The 3,862-nt window shown below is 71.5% G+C and carries 4 protein-coding genes; 2 read left to right on the forward strand and 2 right to left on the reverse strand.

Going from position 1 to position 3,862, the window contains the following annotated elements; translation table 11 throughout:
• On the forward strand, nucleotides 1-1,038 hold a 1,038-nt coding region (locus M3N57_06375), incomplete at its 5' end, for a succinylglutamate desuccinylase/aspartoacylase family protein (GenBank protein MDP9022315.1).
• A 28-nt stretch (nucleotides 1,039-1,066) separates the two neighbouring features.
• On the opposite strand, the gene M3N57_06380 is transcribed toward M3N57_06375, so the two are convergent.
• A complete protein-coding gene (locus M3N57_06380) occupies nucleotides 1,067-2,095 on the reverse strand; it encodes a cation diffusion facilitator family transporter (protein MDP9022316.1) in 1,029 nt (342 codons plus the stop codon).
• Nucleotides 2,096-2,185: 90 nt separating this feature from the next.
• Here M3N57_06380 and M3N57_06385 point away from each other — a divergent pair, with 90 nt between their 5' ends.
• A complete protein-coding gene (locus M3N57_06385) occupies nucleotides 2,186-3,157 on the forward strand; it encodes an MBL fold metallo-hydrolase (GenBank protein MDP9022317.1) in 972 nt (323 codons plus the stop codon).
• Between the two features lie 30 nt (nucleotides 3,158-3,187).
• Here the strand turns inward: M3N57_06385 and M3N57_06390 are convergent.
• Nucleotides 3,188-3,862: tetratricopeptide repeat protein (locus tag M3N57_06390; GenBank protein ID MDP9022318.1), on the reverse strand; the 675-nt coding region annotated here is incomplete at its 5' end.

A 3,862-nucleotide genomic window follows, 5' to 3' on the forward strand; every position in this document is an offset into this window, starting at 1 on the left:
GGACGGGCCCGCCCGCCGGCGGTGATCGCGCCCGTTCGTGTCGCCGGCGAGGAGGTCTCACCGGGGACGCGAGCGGACCTGTCGTGCGCCGTGTCCGAGTCGTACACCGGCGACCGCCTGTCGATCCCCGTCGCCGTGTTGCACGGCGCGCAGACCGGTCCGCGGATGTTCGTCACGGCGGCGGTCCACGGCGACGAACTCAACGGTGTCGCGGCGTGCCGCGAGCTGATCCAGCGTCTGGACCCCCAGCGCCTGCGCGGCACCATCCTGGTCGCGCCGCTCGTGAACATCCTGGGTGTGCAGCTGCACAGCCGGTACCTGCCTGACCGCCGCGACCTCAACCGCGCCTTCCCGGGGTCGCCCACCGGGTCGCTCGCGGCCCGCATCGCCCGGGTGGTCCTCGACGAGATCGTGGTCGCCAGCGACCTCGGTGTGGACCTGCACACCGCTGCGAACCGACGCACCAACGTGCCGCAGGTGAGGATCGACACCGCCGACCCGCACACGTTGCAACTCGCCGAGGCGTTCGGCGCGCCCTACATCCTGTCGGCCGCGACCCGTCCCGGATCACTGCGTGAGGTCGCGGCGGACCGGGGTGTGCCCGTGCTGACGTTCGAGGGCGGTGAGGCCCTGCGCTTCGACACCGACGCGATCCAGGTCGCCGCCGAGGGGATACTGCGCCTGCTGCACCATCTGCAGATGACCGACCAGGCCCCCGACCCGCCGCACGACCCGCCGGTCGTGATGTACGACTCGCGGTGGATCCGCGCCGAACGGGGCGGGATCCTGGACCTGCAGGTCGGGCCCGGCGATCAGGTCCGGGCCGGTCAGACGCTGTGGGCGACGACCGACCCCTTCGGCCGCGAACGATCGGCGGTGGACAGCCCCGACGATGGCGTGGTGATCGGCGCGACCACCCTGCCGCTGGTCTCACCGGGCGACGCTGTTCTGCACGTGGGGCTGATCGGCGAGCGTCCGCCCCACGAGGACGATCCCAGCGAGGAAGAGGACCAGGTGGAGGACGACCATCCCGCGTGACCGCTCGGATCGACAGGCGGCGCCGCAGCTACAACAACAGCTCATCGTCGGCTTCTGGCTCGCAGACGTGGCACTCGAGTTCGAGGGTGGTGTGCCCGATCCCGAAGTCGTTCTCGAGGCGGGCGCGGAGCTCGTCGCCGAGGATCTGGGCGTCGTGGAGGCTGAGCTCTTCCCGGAGCACGACGTGCGCCGACAGCGACGGAACGTCCGACGCGATGCTCCACACGTGCACGTGGTGAACCGCCTCGACCCCCGTGTGTTCGAGCATCGCGGCCTGCAGTTCGTCGATGTCCAGGTGTTGCGGCGTCCCCTCGAGCAGGACGTGCGTCGTCTCGCGCAGCAGCCGGTACGCCGACCACAGCACCAGCAGAGCGACGCCCATGGACACGGCCGGGTCGACCCAGTTGGCCCGCCACAGGACGACCGCGACCCCCGCCAGGAGCGCCCCGACCGAGCCCACGGCATCGGCGAGCAGGTGCGCCAGAGCCCCGCGGATGTTGAGACTGTGGTCCCGTACCCGGTGCAACGCGTACGCCGACGCGAGGTTGACCACCAGGCCTGCCGCGGCGACCGCGACCAGACCACCTCCTCGGACCTCCGGTGGCGCGCCGATGCGGCGGACGGCCTCGTACAGGATCCACGCGGACGCGGCGAACAGCACCAGCCCGTTGGCCTGCGCGCCGAGGACCTCGGCGCGCTGGAGTCCGAAACTGTGCCGGTTGGTCGCCGGACGTTCGATCAGCCGCTGGGCCACCAGTGCGATCGTCAGCGCAGCCACGTCGGACAGCATGTGGGCGGCGTCTGCCAGGAGCGCCAGAGAACGGAACAGCAAACCGCCGACGAACTCCACCACCAGGAAGGATCCGTTGGCCACCAGCGCCACGACGAGCGCCCGCCGCTGACGGTCGCGGATCTCGGCCAGACCATCCGCAGCGGGCAGACGGTGACTCTGGGCCACGGCACCCTCCCCCCACCGATCGGCCGACGTCGTCGGTCGCAGCATGGGCACGACGGTGATCGCACGCAAACGCTCGATGGTCGCCGCGACGTCGTCCATGGCGCCCGCCTCAGCAACCGAGGCAGCTGCTGAAGTAGCGTCGACTTGCGACGCGGAGGCGGCGTCGCAGTGACGCCCTGGAGGTAGGAAGTGAACGACGACGTCTCGCGCACGCGGGTGGAGCACTTCGCCGACGACGTCGTCGGCATCGACACGATCACCGGCGGTATGACGCAGGTCACCGCTGGGTACCTGTTGCCCGCGCCGCGCCCGACGCTGATCGAGTGCGGGCCGGCGCTGTCGATCGACCACGTGGTCGCCGGGCTGCACGAGGTCGGCCTCGATCCCAGCGACCTTGCCTACCTGATCGTCACCCACATCCACCTGGACCACGCCGGCGGGGCCGGGGACATCGCCGCGGCGTTCCCGTCGGCGACCATCGTCGTGAGCGAGGTCGGCGCTCGACACCTGCACGACCCCGAGAAGCTCAACGAGTCGTCGCGCCGCGTCTACGGCGAGCTCATGGACCGCGTCTACGGCGCCTGCACCCCGATCGAGCGCGACCGGCTCCTGGCGGTCGCAGACGGGGACACGTTGGACGTCGGCGGTGGCCGCACGCTGGAGGTCCTGTACACCCCCGGCCACGCCAAGCACCACATCGGCATCTTCGACGACGCCACCGGCGCCATCTTCGCCGGGGACTCGGTCGGGGTGCAGCTGCCAGGGATGCGTGAGCTCCGCCCCGCCACCCCGCCTCCGGACTTCCACCTCGAGGCGGCGACGCGGTCCCTGAGCCGCTACCTCGAGCGGGACGTCACCCGCCTGTACCTGGCCCACTACGGCCCTCTCGACCCCCCGGTGGACGCCCTACACGACGCCATCAAGCGGCTGCATCTGTGGGCGGCGACCGCCGAAGCCGCCTACCAGGAGCACGACGAGCTCGACCACGTCACCGAGACGTTGGTGCAGCGCTTCGCCGACGAGGTCGACCCGGGACTGGTCCCCGACGATCCGCACGCCGAGGAACGGGTCCAGCTGCTGTCGGGGTTCCGCTCGAACGCGGCGGGCTTCCTGCGGTACTTCCGCCGACGCGACGAGGGGACGCTGACCCCGGTCGGGTGACCTACGCGCGTTCGCAACGCCGGTGGGTCGTCACCCAGCGAGCCGCGCGAGACGTTCTCGCACGTCGTAGAGGTCGTCGTCTTCGGCCGCGATCCGCCGCAACCACCGTTCCGCGTCGTCGCGGTCGCCGTCGCGCTCCGCGAGGTCCGCCGCGATGTACCACAGGCGAAGGTGGTGTTCCTGGGGATCGGTGGGCTGGCCGAGACGATCCAGCGTCCGGCGGATCACCGCCCGGCCCGCGCCGGGGTCGCCGTGATCGGCTAGAGCGCTGGCCCACACGATCATCCCTTCGGCGTAGCGGTCGTCGCCGTCGCGGTCGGGGTCGAGTTCCTGCACGACCTCAGCCACACGAGCCGCGGACCGGCCCAGCCCACGCAAGCAGTCGCCGATCAGGTGGTTCTGGTCGCTGCGGCCCGACAGCCGTCGGTAGGTCTGGAGTTCGCTGAGCGCACCCGACCAGTCCTCGGCGTGGTACAGCGCCACCCCGAGGGTCTCGCGGACGCTCGGCGCCCGGGGAGCGGCGGCCTTCGCCCACTCCAGGTAGGGACGCGCACGGTCGGGGGCACCCGCGTCGACCGCAGCGACGGCGAGCGTCAGGGCTCTGGCGATCTCGTCAGGGTCCTGGCTGTGCCGGCGGAGCTCGCGCAGGACGCCCCCGGGCAGGTCGGCTTCGACGTCCCTGGGGATGTCGGGCTTGGGTGGCGC

The organism is Actinomycetota bacterium, from assembly GCA_030776725.1.
Classification (GTDB): domain Bacteria; phylum Actinomycetota; class Nitriliruptoria; order Nitriliruptorales; family JAHWKO01; genus JAHWKW01.

Bases quoted from the DNA above. Each gene is read 5' to 3' on its own strand.
- M3N57_06380 (MDP9022316.1), bottom strand. From the start codon at position 2,095: ATGGACGACGTCGCGGCGACCATCGAGCGTTTGCGTGCGATCACCGTC.